The 280-nt window shown below is 70.7% G+C and carries 1 protein-coding gene; it reads left to right on the forward strand.

Annotated elements, in window-relative coordinates; all coding sequences use genetic code 11:
• The coding region (locus tag KI686_RS17755) for a 3-deoxy-7-phosphoheptulonate synthase (protein ID WP_237590428.1) at window positions 1–280 on the forward strand (280 nt) is incomplete at both ends.

Here is a 280-nt window from a genome sequence, read left to right on the forward strand (position 1 = left end):
GACAACCTCCGCACCCGGCTGGCCAGAGCGGCGTCGGGCAACGCGTTCCTGCTGCAGGGCGGCGACTGCGCCGAGACCTTTGCGGGCGCGACGGCCGATCAGATCCGCAACCGGATCAAGACCGTGCTGCAGATGGCCGTCGTGCTCACCTACGGCGCCTCGATGCCGGTGGTGAAGATGGGGCGGATGGCCGGCCAGTTCGCCAAGCCCCGCTCCAGCGACACCGAGACCCGCGGCGACGTCACGCTGCCGGCCTACCGCGGCGACATCGTCAACGGCT

This window comes from Polaribacter sargassicola, assembly GCF_021991835.1.
Classification (GTDB): Bacteria; Bacteroidota; Bacteroidia; order Flavobacteriales; family Flavobacteriaceae; genus Polaribacter; species Polaribacter sargassicola.